Origin of the sequence: Pantoea sp. C8B4, assembly GCF_051336905.1 — a bacterium.
Lineage (GTDB): Bacteria > Pseudomonadota > Gammaproteobacteria > Enterobacterales > Enterobacteriaceae > Pantoea > Pantoea rwandensis_B.
In genome coordinates, this window is sequence record NZ_JBGMNK010000001.1 from 58434 (window position 1) to 75056 (window position 16623).

At 51.6% G+C, this 16623-nt stretch carries 12 protein-coding genes; 5 read left to right on the forward strand and 7 right to left on the reverse strand.

All coding sequences use genetic code 11. The annotated features are described in order from the left end of the window. The first annotated feature begins 89 nt into the window (after window positions 1-89). The gene (locus ACCW76_RS00280; protein WP_436337390.1) at window positions 90-506 is read left to right on the forward strand and encodes a PH domain-containing protein; all 417 of its coding nucleotides are present in this window, start codon (window positions 90-92) and stop codon (window positions 504-506) included. 219 nt (window positions 507-725) lie between these two features. Here ACCW76_RS00280 and ACCW76_RS00285 read toward each other — a convergent pair whose 3' ends face one another. The 4 genes from ACCW76_RS00285 to ACCW76_RS00300 all read right to left on the reverse strand — a co-directional run bounded on the left by ACCW76_RS00285 (window position 726) and on the right by ACCW76_RS00300 (window position 7294). Further along, window positions 726-1805, reverse strand: coding sequence for an acyltransferase family protein (locus ACCW76_RS00285; protein ID WP_436337391.1), 1080 nt, complete (start codon window positions 1803-1805; stop codon window positions 726-728). 522 nt (window positions 1806-2327) lie between these two features. Then, window positions 2328-4253: a methyl-accepting chemotaxis protein gene (locus ACCW76_RS00290; protein ID WP_436337392.1), complete on the reverse strand. Its 1926-nt coding sequence runs from the start codon at window positions 4251-4253 to the stop codon at window positions 2328-2330. 237 nt (window positions 4254-4490) lie between these two features. Further along, complete coding sequence (locus ACCW76_RS00295) at window positions 4491-6110, reverse strand: methyl-accepting chemotaxis protein (protein ID WP_436337393.1); 1620 nt, start codon at window positions 6108-6110, stop codon at window positions 4491-4493. A gap of 119 nt (window positions 6111-6229) precedes the next feature. Continuing rightward, complete coding sequence (locus ACCW76_RS00300) at window positions 6230-7294, reverse strand: alpha/beta fold hydrolase (protein WP_436337394.1); 1065 nt, start codon at window positions 7292-7294, stop codon at window positions 6230-6232. Window positions 7295-7900: 606 nt separating this feature from the next. On the opposite strand from ACCW76_RS00300, the gene guaD reads away from it, so the two are divergent. Further along, the gene (gene guaD / locus ACCW76_RS00305; protein WP_436337395.1) at window positions 7901-9229 is read left to right on the forward strand and encodes a guanine deaminase; all 1329 of its coding nucleotides are present in this window, start codon (window positions 7901-7903) and stop codon (window positions 9227-9229) included. A 146-nt stretch (window positions 9230-9375) separates the two neighbouring features. After that, window positions 9376-11427, forward strand: coding sequence for a peptidyl-dipeptidase Dcp (dcp, locus tag ACCW76_RS00310; protein WP_436337396.1), 2052 nt, complete (start codon window positions 9376-9378; stop codon window positions 11425-11427). Between the two features lie 88 nt (window positions 11428-11515). Here dcp and hpxO read toward each other — a convergent pair whose 3' ends face one another. Then, a complete protein-coding gene (gene hpxO / locus ACCW76_RS00315; RefSeq protein WP_436337397.1) occupies window positions 11516-12673 on the reverse strand; it encodes an FAD-dependent urate hydroxylase HpxO in 1158 nt (385 codons plus the stop codon). Between the two features lie 251 nt (window positions 12674-12924). Between hpxO and ACCW76_RS00320 the strand changes: the two genes are divergently transcribed. Together ACCW76_RS00320 and ACCW76_RS00325 are read left to right on the forward strand one after the other, a co-directional pair. Beyond that, entirely contained in the window at window positions 12925-13164 is a 240-nt protein-coding gene (locus ACCW76_RS00320; protein WP_038646933.1) for a hypothetical protein, read from the forward strand. Window positions 13165-13239: 75 nt separating this feature from the next. Further along, window positions 13240-14490, forward strand: coding sequence for an acid phosphatase (locus ACCW76_RS00325; protein ID WP_436337398.1), 1251 nt, complete (start codon window positions 13240-13242; stop codon window positions 14488-14490). 208 nt (window positions 14491-14698) lie between these two features. Here ACCW76_RS00325 and ACCW76_RS00330 read toward each other — a convergent pair whose 3' ends face one another. After that, window positions 14699-15028, reverse strand: a complete 330-nt coding sequence (locus tag ACCW76_RS00330; protein WP_436337399.1) for a DHCW motif cupin fold protein — start codon at window positions 15026-15028, stop codon at window positions 14699-14701. A 67-nt stretch (window positions 15029-15095) separates the two neighbouring features. Beyond that, complete coding sequence (locus ACCW76_RS00335; protein ID WP_436337400.1) at window positions 15096-16583, reverse strand: FGGY-family carbohydrate kinase; 1488 nt, start codon at window positions 16581-16583, stop codon at window positions 15096-15098. Window positions 16584-16623: the final 40 nt, after the last annotated feature.

Sequence of the window (16623 nt, forward strand, 5' to 3'; positions counted from 1 at the left end):
AAAACTTCAATAAGATTTATCTCATTAGCCATTACTAAGTGTTTAGAAACTGTTAATATTCTTATCTTCGTTGCTTTGGGGATAATGGAATGTCATATATTGATTCAAACTTGGTAGGTAATGAAACGGTTCTATACCGTGGGAAAGTAACGCTTTGGGCATGGTTGCCTTGGCTGATTTGGGGATTAATCTTGGGATTTGCCACCATTGTTGGTTTTCTATTAATACCTCTAGGTTATTTAATGATCAGGTCAAATGAGGCTGGCGTTACAAACAAGCGACTCATCGCGAAGTCTGGCCTTATTCGCCGGGATACTGTCGAAATACCAATTAAAAAAGTTTCCAGCCTGCAAGTCAAACAAGGCATTATTGGTCGCTTACTGGGTTACGGCACTCTTATCATTAGTGATGTAGGTGCAGCGCATGCACCTATCAGATACATTAGAGAGCCTTTAAAGTTTAGACAAAGGTTCTTCGAGGTTCAGGAGGAGTTAGAAAATTCCTGAACATTAAGCTAACCCGCTTAGGCGGGTTTTTTATTGCCTGGATAAAACATGACAGCCTTTTCATAAGCGCTGGCTGGTGGCGAACAGCAGTCAATGAAAGTACTGACTGACTCCAACTTATCTAGTTAGACGCAGTAACTTTTAAAAGTTAATATATTTGGTGCGCCAGATATGGCATAACTTGCCATATCTGGGTAATGCTAAAAATAGCAAGAAAAATCATTCCTGCTTATTTGTCTTTAATGAGTTAACAAATAGCTCACTATATTTCTTATTGATTATTTTTGAAAGTTGCAAGGATGGCCTCTCTACATATATCCATGAAACTAAGGCAAGGCAGGCCGTAACCATTAGAGGAAGAATGATCCCAGGAATTGGGTTTAATGGCGAGTGAAGGGTAAAAACTTGCTGAATAGGGAAGCCCCATAGATAAATGCCATACGATATATCATGCTTAGGTCTGAGCTTTACGAACCATCTCGCGGTTGCGAGGTGAAACGAAAGCAAGCAAAAACTAATACATATCAGCCAGGAAAACACATTTTCTTTGTCTTTAAAGAATGGAGAGGCCACAAGAAGAAAAACAGGCATCAGTAAATTCTTGCTAAATTGATTTTTATTTATTGCCAGCAGTGCACCCAGTGAAAAACATGGCGCGAGTAAATAAATGGCGTTGTTATCGCTGGAGGCAAAAAGAACCCCCTTGAAAGGGGTTAACGGCTCGATGATAATTGCCAGGCATATTAAAGAGGATAAAACCCTACTTCTCAAGGCCTGAAGCACAAAGGCCATCGCAAGAAATGAATAACAGTATGACTCGTATTTTATCGTCCAAATTGAACCATTAAATCCATAACCATTAACGAAATTCACTCCGGGAAGGAAATACTTTGTATCCAGAATCATGTTTTTGTAAACATATTCGTAAATTACTGGGCTTTTGAAATAATCCACTAAGTCGACTTTGGTTATTGCTGGCCCTATAATGAAAGCAGAAATAAACACGACAAATAATAGGCCAGGAAAGATCCTGAGAGAGCGAGAGCAAATGAAATGGAATATCGATCTGTTCGTCAGGATGCTATTTGTAACGAGCAGGCCACTTACAAAAAAGAATATTTTAACAGCCAGCCCACCAGTGGTGACGTAAGTGAATAAATATTTTGTTGGGTCAGATAATCCCCAGGAAGGATTTAGGGCAAAGGAGTGATAAACAATTACAGCTATTGCAGCCAAAATTCTCAGCAGGTCTAAATTATTATTACCACGTTTTAATAACTCATCAATACTGTTGTTCATTATAAAAACCTTACGATATGATGATGAACTTTAACAAAAAATTTTGACTATGTCGCTTGATAAATGGGTGCATTGCGGAATCAAACAGCTAAGCCCCACTTAAATTTCCTTTTGCGCCAGTTAAGCTGATTGACAGAATTGCTAAGGTTTAGCGCTGGTGAGCGGGTCGCGCTCCAGATGGAAGGCAACCCCATGCGACGAATAGGGTATTCGAAGCACCTGAGGACGGAAGACCGTCTGATTGAGGGGAGTTACTGCAATAAGTTATTAAGGTGAAACGGTGAAGGTGGAAGTCATCATAAACCCTCCATGCATGCACATTTATCACTGTTGCGATAAATGTGGGATTAGCCTGTGCAGAAAATAGTTAGCATACGTAAGAATGCGGTTTTATGCGGGGAAGAGAAGATACAACGCAATGCGGATCGGGGGCTGCCTGCTGTTATCTTGGGTTAGGTCTTTCAGCAAGCCTGGCATCGAAGTTTATCACCCCGACACCAGGTGCCTGTTTAGCTCAGTGAATCAGAAGGAACGCCAGTTATCCTCCGGGGAGGTGCCCGCTGTTACCAGCGCTGCGCGCGATTTTAGCGGGGAGAGAACCGGCTTTTTGACGAAATTTTCAGATCTCGGTGTCATGGCATCAGTGCTATCCATCAATTTAAACGTGCTGACCAGTTCTGCCATCACTGCAGCCTGCTCTGACATCGACAGGGCGGCACTGGCTGACTCTTCAACCAACGCTGCATTCTGCTGCGTGGTGGTGTCAATTTGTCCCATTGCGATGTTGATTTGACCGATACCCTCACTCTGTTCGCGGCTGGCATGGGCGATTTCTTCAATCAACTGCGTCATGTTGTGGATATCAGACACAATGCTGGACATACCCTGATCGGCTTTGACGACCAGTTCTCTGCCTGAAGTCACGCGTGAAACCGTGTCATCAATCAGTGTCTTGATCTCGCGCGCGGCACCTGCGCTTCGCTGAGCCAGACTGCGGACTTCGCTGGCGACCACCGCGAAGCCTCGGCCTGATTCTCCGGCGCGCGCAGCCTCAACAGCGGCATTCAGTGCCAGAATGTTGGTCTGGAATGCAATGCCATCAATCACCTTGATGATTTCGGACATCTTCTGCGAATCGTTCGAAATCTCCTGTATCCGTGAGGATACAGCGTTCATCACGGTGCCGTTATCTCTGACCGCCGTAGCTACGCCGCTGACAAACTGGCGAGCCTGTTCGGTATTATTGGCGGTATTGCTCAGCGTTGAAGTCAGCTCTTCTAACGTAGCTGCCGTTTCTTCCAGGCTCGATGCCTGCTCCTCGGTGCGAGAGGCCAGGTCATTATTACCGCCACTGATTTCACTGGAGGCAAGCGCGATGTTGTTTGCACCTTCACGCACACGAAGCAGCACGCCCGAGAGTTTTTCAACAAAACGGTTGAACGCCGCTGATATCTGCGCCAGCTCATCTCCGCCACGCACATCCAGGCGACGCGTCAGGTCACCTTCCCCTGAAGCCACGTCTTCCAGGGCATCACGTAAAATGGCGAGGCGACGCAACTGCTGGTTGAATACCAGCCCGGCAATCAGCGCGGTAATAATCAGACTCACCAGAGTAATGAGGATGCTTTCACGCTGTAATGTCGTCAGTGATGCCGTCACTTCATTACGATCAACGGCGATCACCAGTGACCATGGCGTCCCTTTAACGGGGGACGCGTAAACAAACTGCTGTTCGCCACCGATGGTCAATTCGGCATGACCGCCATTGCTGGCCAGATTATGGATAGTGTTGATATCGAGTGAAGGTGATAACTCGGTCACTGGCTTGAGAATCAGATCTGCTTGCGGCGCGGCAATCAGTTTACCGCTGCTGTCGACCAGGAAGGCAAAACTCTTCTCAAGTGGATGGATGGCACTCACCGTATTGGAGACGGTATCGAGGTGCAAATCACTGCCTATTACACCCAATGTTTTACCGTTATCCACAATCGGCTGAGCAAAGGTAATGGTCAGCTTGCCCGTTGAGGCATCGACATACGGATCCAGTAACACCGGATGGCCGGCTTTGACGGTTTCCAGATACCACGGACGTTGGCTGCCATCATAGGTTGCTGGCATAGGGTGCACGAACACATGGGAATGCGGCTCAGGATAGACGATGTAGGCATCATCAAACTCGCCTGCTTCGATCGCAGCACGGAGAAAAGGAACAGCATCGTCGTGACGGCCAAACGCCGTTTTGATCGATCCGGTGATACGTTGTTTTTCTGCTGCCCAGCCAGCCAGTTCGGCGGCATGAATCCGCGAAAGCTGCCCAATCCGCTCATCAATGCTCTCAAGTGTCTTGCCACGCACCGTGGTGTAAGTAAAAGTGGCAAGTGCGATAAGGGATACTGCCGTAATAACCACGCTGATAGCGATTAAACGCGAGCGTAATGTTTTTAACATGATTGACCTTCCACCCAACTGGATCACATTTGAGGTTTATTTTTCCAGAATGCGTCCTGCGTCACTGAAAATTCCGAATACGTATCTGTTATCGGTAACCCAGCATAAAACTGTAGTGAGGCGTATTGGGTGCGGAAGGAAGAGCGATCAGGGTGTTTGAGATGAGTGATTTTGCCCGTCTCACATGTAAAGGGGACGGGCAGGTTAATGGTGAGGGCATTCGCGCCGCGTAACTGCTTAACTTAGCGGGATGAGTGCTACCTGATGTGCGTCGGAATAACGATCAGAAGTCACCGGTGTGGCGTCCTCATCAACCTGGAATTGTGTCACCGACTGCTGCAAATTCACCACTTGCTGTTGCAGAGAACTCGCTGCGGTAGCGACTTCAGCCACCAGCGAAGCATTCTGCTGCGTCACGCCATCCATCTGCTGGATAGCGATATTGATCTGTGATATGCCGCGAGTCTGCTCGCCGGAAGCCAACATCACTTCATCCATGATATCGACCACTTTCTTCACATCGAGCATCACTTCATTCATGGTGACGCCAGCATCCTTAACCAAGCCTGAACCTTGCTCAATGTTGCTGAGCGAGTCATTGATCATCAGGCCAATTTCCTTCGCAGCGGTGGCGCTGCGCTGAGCAAGCACCCGAACTTCCGAAGCGACGACCGCAAAACCGCGTCCCGCTTCACCGGCGCGAGCGGCTTCAACGGCTGCATTTAAGGCCAGCAGATTGGTCTGGAAGGCGATGCCGTCAATCACACCAACGATGTCGCCAATTTTAGCTGAACTTTTCTCAATAGAACTCATGGTGGTGACCACTTCAGAGACGACCGTTGCACCCCGCGAGGCAGAGTCAGAGGCCTTCTGCGACAGTGCGTTAGCTTTGCGCGTATTGTCCTCATTGTTTTTTACTGTCGCCATAATCTGTTCCATGCTGGAAGCCGTCTCATCCAGCGAGGCAGCCTGTTGCTCAGTACGACTGGAGAGGTCAATATTGCCAATGGCGATCTCCTCAACACCGGAGCCGATGGCATCGGTGCCATGGCGCACCATCAGCACCATGTTCACCAGGCCATCGCGCATACGTTGTACCGCGGCAAACAATTGCGCTATTTCGTTTTTACCAGAGATGTCGATACGCGCACGCAGGTCTCCTTCGGCGATGCGGTCAAACACATTAATCACATGATTGAGCGGCTTAACGACGAGATGGGTCATCACCGACCAGGCTAAGCCAGCCAGCACCAGCGCGCAGGCAATACAAAAGTAGAGCGTAAACGCCATGCGCTGAACGCGATCGCTGGAGTCGCTATAGGCGACATCGATACTTTTAATTTTGAATGCGACCAGCGCTTTAGAGGCTTTATCAAAGGCGCCGTACAACGCAGTTGATTTCCCTGCACGCTGGCGATACTCATCCAGTTTGCCTGCTTCGAGCGCGGCAAAAGCCGGATCAATAAACTCTTTCATCAGTGCAGCACGCGTGGTGGCCATCTCAGCGGCAATCGGCTTCTCCGCTGATGATTGCGGATATTTAAGATATTCCTGCCACTTAGCGCTGGCGTTATCTATTTTACCTCTGGCGCGTTCCAGTGCGACTTTGGCTTTTTCGGTTTCACCACTGCCCACCAGTGATTCATATAAACGCAAGTCCAGGCGCCCGCGCAGTAATAATTCTGAACTTTCATTAAGTGCCACCAGGCCCGGCAGGACTTCTGTATCGACGGTGGCAAAGGATTTATTGCCAGACTGTACGGCAAATAACCCTAAAATACCGACGAACAGCAATAATGCCGTTAATGAAAAAACCATGATGCTGAGGGCGGTACGGATCTTTATTCTACGAAACATGGACTATTCCCTGAGAACGTTTAATTGAAAAAGATGAAGGCGTAGTGAAAATGAATTTTTAATGAAAACGGGAAGCCATGAACATGACTTCCAGTCGGCGATCTGACTTAACTCAAATGCTAGGGGCTGGCAGTCTCAGCCAGGAAGGTTTGAAGTTTTTTATGATAAAACTTTGCTTGCATCATGGTGCCATGGCCGCTGGTCTCAGCACTGGCTGGAATAAGCAATAATTCTGCTTTCTTAATCTGATGCAGTTCATTCTGCATAATGCCAGTTTCAACCGGATTACGTTCATCATCTGCTGAATTAATGATCAGCATCGGTGCTGTAATACGGCTTAATCCGGGCATGGCATTATAATTCGCCGATGAACCCCAGATATAAATGAAATCGTTGGCATCCGCGGTGACAGGTGCAGCAAGGCGTGCCTCCACCAGTTTATCCGCCAGTGCGCGCGTTGGGGCTTTGTGTTGATAAGCCAGAGTGCCGCCGGTGGTGGCAATACTGAACATGATATTCGCGGTTTTTAAAGTAGGGGGTTGCTGCTGATAGTTGCCTTCGGCCCAGGCAGGATCGCCTTTGATCGACTCAATCAGCATACGGCGTAGCATCCAGTTGCGGCCCGATAACTCATTCGGCTGCGATGCCATCGGGACCAGTGCATCCATCATGCCGGGATATTTTTCTCCCCAAAGCCAGGTCTGCATACCCCCCATGGAATAACCCATCACCAGGCGTAAATGGGAAATGCCCAGGCCTTCTTTAATCAGCCGATATTGCGCGGTCACCATATCGTCATAATCGTAATGCGGGAATGCCATTCTCAAGCCATCAGAAGGTTTAGATGATTTCCCTGATCCAATTCCTTCCGGAATGATAATAAAATACTTGCTGGCATCCAGCGCCTGTCCCGGGCCAAATAACTCTCCGGCAAATCCCGGTGCCAGCAGTGCGCTGAGGGGTTGATTGGTTCCGTGCAGTAATAATACCGCTGGTTTATTCTTATCACCTAAAGTAATGTAGTGAATGCGCACGTCTTTTAATTTTTCACCGCTATTAAAGCTAAATTCTTTAGCGGTCCAGTCAGCTTCTGTTGGCGTGGGTAATGAACTGGCTGCGTGCGTTAAGGGTGACAAAGTTAACAGAATGGCACTGGCCACTCCTGATATCGTGCGATTAAACATAAACGTCGCTCTTATGTGGTGGTATACCCTGGAGGGCTGATATTAGTTTTAATAGAGATAAATCCCAATTAATATCAACGTGATTTAAGGAAAAGCAGACAATAATCTTCTTTTTTGAGTTTTAACAAGACGATTTTTATCGGGTTTTTCTTAGGCTAATACATCCGTGTGCCAGTGCGATGTTTAGCATTATTGGATTCATTCCGTCCTTTCATATTTATCATTGTCAACAATTTATGGGTTTTTCATAAATTGATCTTTTCCAATTAGCCATATCTCGCTTCCAGCCCATCGTTACCCATCCCTGATGAAAAGATCTGCACGGAAACCGTGCGACGCTGCACCTAAATGACGCATAAAAATGGCTGTTATTAACCTGTATTCGTCGAGTATTCACCTTCAACCTGGCTTTGAATCACTCCGCAATCGGTTGCTAATGTTAGCAAACGGTTGCGCATTCGATTGCGATTCAGAAACGGTTTCGGCGCTACAAAAAATGAATAAAACATTGAAAAATAACAACATTAATTAATTTTCGCGTTGGCATAGCGTTTGCACTACACCTTTAAGGCAACTCATTGCAATTTTACTTATCAAGGAACCGTTATGCCTTACGCCTCTGAAACGCTACTGCGCGCCAGCTTTTTTGATTTCACCGCACTGGCTTCTCAGCCCGATGATATCGCTGCGCATGCGCGCTACCTCGAAGACGGCTTGCTAACATTACGCGAGGGTAAGGTGGTGTCGCTTGAAAGTTGGGAGATCGCAGAAGGGCGCGTTGATGCCGCCACGGTCATCGATCTGCGCGGCAAGCTGATCGTGCCGGGCTTTGTTGATACCCATATTCACTATCCGCAAACCGAGATGATTGGCGCATTCGGCGAACAGCTGCTGGAGTGGCTGAACCAATATACTTTCCCGGTCGAGAGTCAGTATCACTGTCCGGATCACGCAGCACAGATGTCGGCCTTCTTCCTGCAACAATTGCTGTCTAACGGCACCACCACGGCGTTGGTGTTTGGCACGGTGCACAAACAATCGGTCGATGCGCTGTTTCATGCCGCGCAACAGCTGGATATGCGTCTGATTGCCGGAAAGGTGATGATGGACCGCAACGCACCCACTTATCTGACAGAAACGCCGGAAGAGAGCTATCAGGATTCACGTGAACTGATTGAACGCTGGCATCAGCGTGGTCGTCTGAGCTATGCCTTGACGCCACGTTTCGCGCCGACCTCCTCGCCAGAACTGCTGGAAAAAGTCCGTCAGCTGCGCGAAGCGTTCCCGGATACCTGGTTGCATACGCATCTGAGTGAAAATCAGCAGGAGATCGCCTGGGTCAAATCGCTGTTCCCGGCGCGGGATGGTTACCTCGACGTTTATCATCATCATCAGCTCACCGGCAAACGCAGCGTTTTTGCTCACTGTCTGCATTTGGAAGAGAACGAGTGGCAATGCCTGCACGACACGGATTCCTCTATCGCCTTTTGTCCGACGTCGAACCTGTTCCTCGGCAGTGGCCTGTTTAACATTAAACGCTGCTGGCAGCAGGGCGTGCGCATGGGCATCGGAACGGATGTGGGCGCCGGCACCACCTTCAATATGCTGCAAACGCTAGGGGAAGCCTACAAAGTTGGGCAGTTACAGCAGTACAAGCTCAGCGCCTGCGAAGCCTTTTACCACGCAACGCTGGGTGGCGCGCATGCGCTGGATATCGACGACAAAATTGGCAATTTCAATCCCGGTAAAGAAGCGGATTTCGTGGTGATCGACCCCGCAGTTTCACCGCTGCAAAAACTGCGCAGCGCCAACAGCAAAGATATCTGGGAACGTTTGTTTGTGATGATGACGCTGGGAGACGATCGCAACATTGCGCAAACCTGGGTCAGCGGTAAACCGGTGTGGCAGCGCGATCGTGAGGAGGTCACTGCATGATCCAGTTCCTGCTGAATAATCGGCTGGTCACCGAAACATCCGTGTGTATCAGCACCAGCAGAGCGGTTGTTGAGTGACGTTGAAACTGCCAGGATAGAAGCATCCCGCCGCACCGGTTGCGGCGTTGCTGATTATCAGGAGCGATAATGACTTCACGAGCCAATCCGTTTTTCACCGTCAGTGCATTGCCCTATCAAACTCCGCCTTTTGACCTGATTGAGGAAGCCGATTTTCTCCCGGCTCTCGAAGCGGGTATCGCAGAAAAACGTCAGGAAATTGCCGCCATCGCCAATAATCCTGAACCGGCCACTTTTGCCAACACCTATGAAGCCCTGGAGCGCAGCGGGCAGTTGCTAAACCGCGTTAATCTGGTGTTTGGGGCCATGACGTCGGCGAATACCAGTGATTTGTTGCAGGAAGTGGATGAACTGATCACCCCTAAACTCACCGCGCTGAGTGATGAGATCCATTTGAACAGCCAGCTGTTTGCCCGTCTCGACAGCGTGTACCAGCATCGCGGTTCTGCCTGCCCGGATGCAGAGTCGATGCGTCTGGTGGAAGTCACCTGGCAGCACTTCCAGCTGGCCGGTGCCAGTCTGAGCGATGCGGATAAAGCTCAGCTGCGTGCCTGTAATCAGGAACTCGCCACGCTGAGTACCCGTTTTGGCAACAAGCTACTGGCGGCGACCAAAGCGGGCGCGTATACGGTGAGCAGTGTGGCGGCGCTGGCAGGATTGAGTGAAGAAGAGTTAGCCCATGCTAAAGCCGCAGCGGAAGCGCGTGGATTACACGGCGAATGGCTGCTGCCGTTACAAAACACCACGCAACAGCCCGCCTTGCAGTCGCTGGAAGTGCGTGCCACGCGCGAAGCCTTATTCACTCAGGCACTGACGCGCAGCGAACAGGGCGATGAAAACGATACGCGTGCGATTGTGTTACGCATGGCGCAGCTGCGCGCAGAACAGGCGAAACTGCTGGGTTTCAATACTTACGCGGAGTGGAGTATGCAGGATCAGATGGCGAAAACGCCGGATGCTGCTTTTGCGTTTATGCGTAATATCGTCCCGGCGGCGCGAGCCCGCGCCGAGCGAGAAGCCGCGGACATCCAGCAGATCATTGAGCAGCAGCACCACAATTTCCCGCTGCGTGCCTGGGACTGGAATTTCTATGCTGAACAAGTGAGAAAAGCCAAATACGCCCTGGATGAGAGCCAAATCCGCCCGTACTTTGAACTGAATAACGTACTGGAAAAGGGCGTGTTCTGGTCCGCCAGCCAGCTGTTTGGTATTCGCTTCGCGCAGCGTCACGATCTACCGGTGTATCATCCGGACGTCAACGTTTATGAAATCTTCGATGCTGACGATACGCCACTGGCGTTGTTCTATACCGACTTCTACAAGCGTGATAACAAAAGCGGCGGCGCCTGGATGAGCAACTTCGTTGATCAGACGACGCTGCTTGGCACCAAACCGGTGATTTACAACGTCTGCAATTACACCAAACCGCAGGCTGGGCAACCTGCGTTGCTCAGCTGGGATGAGGTGATCACACTGTTCCACGAATTCGGCCATGCGCTGCACGGGCTGTTTGCGACTCAACGTTATCCAAGCCTGTCCGGCACCGCTACGCCACGCGATTTCGTCGAGTTCCCTTCACAGATTAACGAGCACTGGGCCAGCGATGAAAAAGTGTTCGCCAACTATGCCCGTCATTATCAGAGTGGCGATGCGATGCCCGAAGAACTACGCGAGAAGATGGTGCGCGCATCTAAGTTCAACAAGGGCTACGACATGACCGAACTGCTGGCGGCGGCGTTGCTGGATCTGCAATGGCATTCGCTGACCACGCAGGACAATCCGCAGGATGTCAGTCACTTTGAACTACAGGCGCTGGCGGCAGAGCAGATCGCGTTAGCGACCGTGCCACCGCGTTATCGCTCCACTTATTTCCGCCATATCTGGGGCGGAGGGTATGCGGCCGGTTATTACGCGTATATCTGGACGCAGATGTTAGCCGATGATGGTTATCAGGCCTTTGTTGAACGTGGCGGGTTGAGTCGCGAGAATGGCCAGCAGTTCCGCGATCATATTCTTTCACGGGGTAACAGCAGCGATCTGCAACATCTGTGGCTGGCATGGCGTGGAAAAGCACCGGAGATTGGTCCGATGCTGAAGAATCGCGGTTTAGAAGAGGCGTGATAAGCAGGGCGCACGGCGTGAAGTGAACCCCGAAAGTTGGACACCGTTACAACAAGTATGGGGTCATTCCTGGCGGTGCGCCCTGGCATTAACCCAACGGGCCACCTTCAATGGTGTCACACATCCCGGCCAGCACCCGCTCGCCGGTTTCGTTTTTCAAATCGGCATACCACGCAGCGGTCACTTCCGCATCTTTCGCATGCGTTACATCGCAGCGTTTGCGTGCTTTCAGCACCAAATCTTTGGTGCGTTCCACGCGGCGCGCCTCGTAGCGCTGCAATCCATCTTCGATACCCAGCGAATGCGAGGCCAGCGTCTGCGCCAGCACCACCGCATCTTCCATCGCGGCACAGCCACCCTGGCCGATATCTGGCGTGGTGCTGTGGGCGGCATCGCCGAGCAAGGCCACACGACCTTTGACGAAACGGCTAAAGGGTTCAATGTCGTGAATTTCAACCCGATTGGTGGTGTCGGGATTGATAGTGTCGATCAGACGCTGCACCGGATCGGCCCAGCCGCTGAAGTAATTCTTCAGATCCTGCCGCAGAGTGGAACGATCTTCGGCTAAGCCCTTGGGCAAAGGCACGTCGAAGAAGAAGTAAAAGCGATTGCCGCTCACAGGCATCAAGGAGACGCGCTTACCCTCGCCAACAAAGGTTGTCCACTGATCGGCTGGGGCGATGCTTTCATCGACGGTGACCAAGCCGTTCCAGTTAACGTAGCCGGCGTAGCGTCGTTCGACATGTTCTCCCAACACATAGTGGCGGATCACGGAATGCGTACCGTCAGCAGCGACAAGGAAATCGCCTTCAGCCAGGCTGCCATCATCAAACCATGCAGTCACGCCCGTGGCGCTTTGCTCGACCTGTGTCACGCGTTTGCCAAACTGGATACGCGAGCGGCCATAGGTATCAATCAGCATCGCCTGCAACTCGGCGCGTGCCACTGGATAAGGGTATTCTCCCACCTGCTGCACCAGGGGTGACAGGCTAAAGCGGGTCAGGGTGCTGCCAGTGTGCGCATCGTTATAGGCCATAAACGCCATATTGCCGCCCAGAGCCCGCAGTTGCTGTCTCATGCCGAGCGCATTCAGGCATTTTACGCCGTTGGGCCAGATAGAGATGGCCGCGCCGACCGGCTTCATCTCTTTAACCGCTTCAAATACGGCGGTCTCGAATCCCGCTTTCTCCAGCGCAATCGCCGCGCTCATGCCACCAATACCCGCTCCAATCACAATCGCTTTCATCACTGTCTCCTTTGTCTACCTGATGTCTCCTGCAACTTTCGTACCATTAAGTTTTCTTCGCGTGCTTATTATGTATTCCATTGATTTAAATGAATTATATTTGATCCCGCAAAGTGTGTACTGCACCGTTATTGCGCAACAATTTGCACGACAATAGGGCGCCAAAAGCCGAAGGTGAATCGAATGTTGCAATATGGCGTTTGGCAGAGGAGACGCCATACTATGTAGAACCTTTTCGCGAGGAGCGTCATATGAAGTGGATAATGGTGTTGGTCATGCTGTTCAGTGCCGGTGCGATAGCGCAAACCCAATGGCAACCGGATAAGAAAGTGCCGGTGGCGCAGTTGACGCCGGTTGCCGCCAAATGCGACCTCTCGTCATGTCAGCAGAATTGCTACATCCAGCAGTCGCAATGCAAAAATGACAACGGCGGTGGCTGTGGATCGCTCGCACAAATTTGCGTACAAAACTGTTCGAACGAGTGCCGATAAATGAAATAAATCTGTCATAACAGGGTGCTAGCGTGTTTCCCCGGCAAGGTAATATTCTGATAACAGGGGAAAATAATGAAAACCCGCTATACACTGATTGCAACGGTTTTATTGCTCGCTCAACAAGCTCATGCGGCAACGCTGCCGCAGGCAGCTGCACTGGCCGCGCAAACGTCAACCGGTTCAACCCCAGGCTATACGCAGCTGGAACAGCAGTCGCTACAGGCTCAGCGCGCCTGGCTGCAAGGTGACAGTGCGACACTGAAACGTGAGCAACTGGAAAAAGCCAAACAGACCAGCACGCAGGCAGACAAAGCGTGGCTCAAAAGCAGCGGTTACGATTTTAACGTCAAGCAAAATCAGCAGGCTGGCATCGCGCTGTTATCAGGTTTCAGCACATTGCCGGACAGCGTATTGACGGCTAACCGCGCCACCGTGACCGATATCAACCTGAATGCCACGCAGAACGTGCGCCATCAGGCGTTACAGGATGCGGAGGCGATCAGCTCGCTCTATTTCCTGTCTGATGCGATGGGGCCGCGTCTCGGCAAAGCTTTCATCGCGGCTTATGACAAAGGTGAAATCAATAAAGCTGCTGCGCTGATTAAAGCCAGTGAGGTCAGCACCAGCGCCGCTAAAAAACATTTCAACTACCCGCGCCCGTTCCTGCATGAAGGCAACACCATACATCTGGTACCGGATGATGTGGTGGTGAAAGACAATGTGCGATATACCGCGGACGGCGGATCGTTCCCCAGCGGGCACACCAATACCGGTTATACCGATGCGCTGCTGATGGCCGAAATGGTGCCAGAACGCTTTGAGGCGCTGGTGACACGCGGCGCGCGTTATGGTTATTCGCGTCTGGTGCTGGGCGTGCACTATCCGCTGGACGTGATGGGTTCACGCATGGTGGCAGAGCGCAACGTGGCGACCTACCTTAACGATGCACGCTATCAGGTGTTGTTCAAAGAGGCGCGCGATCAATTGCGTACCGCGTTAGAGAAAGAGTGCGGCACCTCACTGGCTGAATGCGCACGTTCGACCGGCAAGGACGATGCTTACCGCGCGCCGGATATGAAGCAGTTCTATCGTTTCACGATGAGCTACAATCTGCCAAAAGCCAATGTGAAAAATACGCCGGTTCAGATACCGCAGGGCGCAGAGATCCTGCTGAAAACGGCGCTGCCGCATCTGTCTGACGCGCAGATTCGTCGCCTGATGGTGAAAACAGCCTTGCCAAACGGCTATCCGTTGTCGGGTAATGCTGAGCAATCCTTCTGGCAGCGCGTCGATCTCACCGCCGCGTACGCCATGGCGAAGTGATCCTGACGCGGGCACTGACGTCGTCAATATGTCGGTGCCCGCAACTTACGGATTTGCGTTCTTGTTACGGTGATCAAACGCGAAGAGCGTAGAAAGGGTTAACGCGATGACTGCAGCAACAGCGGAATAGTCAGAACAAACCGCCATTATCTTCTCAGACTACCGTATTCGGTATGAAGATTCGCAGTGCATAGCCGCAGCCCGGGAGCTAATCGACGATAAATAGCTTCGCACCGTGTGTCGTGGAGGAACGATGTGCTTCGGCATTATCGGCAACCTGATAACTCACGCCCGGCGTCAAAGTAAAAGTGCGGCCATCTTCCAGTTCGGTGACCATTTCGCCTTCCAGACACAGCAGTATATGACCTTTGCTGCACCAGTGATCGGCGATATAACCCGGTGAATACTCCACCATGCGCACACGAATATCGCCAAAACGCTGAGTGCGCCACAGCGCAAACCCGCTGTCGCCCGGATGTTTTTCGGTTTCGAGGGTGCTCCAGTCGGTAATGCCAAACGGTAGTTGATTGATCTGCACGACGCTATCCTTATTGAATTCGACGAGAACACAACATTACCGCCTGGCATAAAAATAACCAGTTAATTCAACCAACTTCATGCCACATTTCGCTCATCGCCAGCTCCAGACTTTTGAACACCCGATAACGTGCATTATGAAACGCAAAGCGTTCCGGGCGTGGCTGTAACTCGCCGGGATTAAGGAGTACTGCGTGCTGTGCCGCCGTTGACAGATCGGGCCAGACACCCACGCCGACGCCCGCACAAAGCGCAGCACCCAGCGCGCCAGTCTCTTTGCACTCCGCCACGCGAATCGGAATCCCTAACACATCAGCAAACATTTGCGGCCAGATACAGCTGCGCGCCGCGCCACCCGAGAGGATTGCGTGGGTAAACGGGATCCCTGCCGCGCGCAAGCGATCGATGTGCGCGCGATGGGCAAATATCACGCCTTCAAACAGCGCAAACAGCATATCCGCGCGCGTATGCCAGCCGCTCAATCCGTAAAACCCCGCTTTTGCGGGTTCAGATTTACGACCGGAATAGAGGTAAGGATGATAGAGCGGCAACTGCGGGTTGGGCTCAACATGAGCCACGGTATCACTGCTGTGCGCCGCGCCGCTGCCGGCGCGGCCATCATCGAACTCACGCAGGAACCAGTCGAGATTGGCGGCCGAGGTGGCGCTGGCTTCAATCGCCATAAAGCGATCATTTTCAATAATTGAATTCATAAACACGGGCCGCTGGTAATCCGGTTTATCGACCACCACCTGATTGATGCTCCAGGTTCCTGCGACGATAGAAGCCTCTCCGGTTTTCACCACGCCAGAACCAATGGCGCTGGCCACCACATCGAAAATGCCGGCCACCACCGGAATGCCTGACGGTAATCCGGTGAGTTGCGCGGCGCGCGCGGTCACGTGTCCGACCACCGCACAAGACTCGCGCAGAGGCGGCAGCAGGTTAAGCGCCTCTTCAATGCCATACAAAGCCATCAACTCGCGGCTGTAATTGCGCTGCCGATAATCGATTAATCCAGCCCCGGCGGCATCGGAAACCTCAGCGCTGATAGCCCCGCAGAGGAAATGGGCGATGACATCTTTAGCACACAACAAATGGCCGATCTGCGCCCAGCGATCGGGCTGATGTTGTTTGATCCAGCTTATCAGCACAGGCGTGGCAGCGGGCCAGGGCTTCTGCAGCGAAAGTTGATAGATGGCTTTATCGGCACCGCTGGCTTCCAGATCCTGCACGGTTTCCATGGCGCGATGGTCGATAGATTGAATGCCGAACAAGGGCTGTTGCTGCTTATCAAGTGCATACAGACCATTACCGTGACCCGCCGCGCCCACGGCAATCACCTCATTCGCCGCGCTGCCCGCCTGTTGCAGGCAGCGCGTGACAGCCACGCTGACCCCGTGCCAGATATCTTCTACCGGACGCTCCGCATAACCTTCCTGCGGCTGGTGGGTTTCTCCCGCACATTCGGCAACCGACAGCACGCGGCCACTGAGATCAAACAGTACCGCTTTGATCATGGTGTTTCCGGCATCTATGCCGAGAAGTTGACTCATATCCGACTCCGATTCACAGACGAAGACGGCGCACCGCTTA

Coding starts and splice junctions, on each gene's coding strand:
- ACCW76_RS00280 (WP_436337390.1), top strand. CDS start 90: ATGTCATATATTGATTCAAACTTGGTAGGTAATGAAACGGTTCTATAC.
- ACCW76_RS00285 (WP_436337391.1), bottom strand. CDS start 1,805: ATGAACAACAGTATTGATGAGTTATTAAAACGTGGTAATAATAATTTA.
- ACCW76_RS00290 (WP_436337392.1), bottom strand. CDS start 4,253: ATGTTAAAAACATTACGCTCGCGTTTAATCGCTATCAGCGTGGTTATT.
- ACCW76_RS00295 (WP_436337393.1), bottom strand. CDS start 6,110: ATGTTTCGTAGAATAAAGATCCGTACCGCCCTCAGCATCATGGTTTTT.
- ACCW76_RS00300 (WP_436337394.1), bottom strand. CDS start 7,294: ATGTTTAATCGCACGATATCAGGAGTGGCCAGTGCCATTCTGTTAACT.
- guaD (WP_436337395.1), top strand. CDS start 7,901: ATGCCTTACGCCTCTGAAACGCTACTGCGCGCCAGCTTTTTTGATTTC.
- dcp (WP_436337396.1), top strand. CDS start 9,376: ATGACTTCACGAGCCAATCCGTTTTTCACCGTCAGTGCATTGCCCTAT.
- hpxO (WP_436337397.1), bottom strand. CDS start 12,673: ATGAAAGCGATTGTGATTGGAGCGGGTATTGGTGGCATGAGCGCGGCG.
- ACCW76_RS00320 (WP_038646933.1), top strand. CDS start 12,925: ATGAAGTGGATAATGGTGTTGGTCATGCTGTTCAGTGCCGGTGCGATA.
- ACCW76_RS00325 (WP_436337398.1), top strand. CDS start 13,240: ATGAAAACCCGCTATACACTGATTGCAACGGTTTTATTGCTCGCTCAA.
- ACCW76_RS00335 (WP_436337400.1), bottom strand. CDS start 16,583: ATGAGTCAACTTCTCGGCATAGATGCCGGAAACACCATGATCAAAGCG.